Annotated in this window: 1 protein-coding gene; it reads right to left on the reverse strand. The window is 36.7% G+C overall.

Annotation, left to right across the window (positions count from 1 at the left end; translation table 11 throughout):
* On the reverse strand, positions 1 to 283 hold a 283-nt coding region (locus F1B92_RS08985), incomplete at both ends, for a hypothetical protein (protein WP_229771006.1).

Consider the following 283-nt stretch of genomic DNA (forward strand, 5'->3'; position numbering starts at 1 on the left):
CGTAATCTCTTGGTAACATTGTGAGTTTTGTTAAGCCGTATCCTTGTGTATACATAGTTTTATTGGCGGATGTATTTACATTAGGACTCGCATCGGTGAAATTTAGAGGCTGATCTGTTTTTTGGCGAGCGTAAGATATGTTTGTAAAAAACCATCCAATATCGTAGTCAAGCTCTACTTCAATCCCTTGGATATTTACATCTTCATGCCAATTTGAGTGTCTGATGTAGTTATCAGGTGCATCATCATCATGATCTCTTCCTTTGGTATTTACTATATAGTC

Origin of the sequence: Campylobacter portucalensis, from assembly GCF_009690845.1 — a bacterium.
GTDB lineage: Bacteria > Campylobacterota > Campylobacteria > Campylobacterales > Campylobacteraceae > Campylobacter_B > Campylobacter_B portucalensis.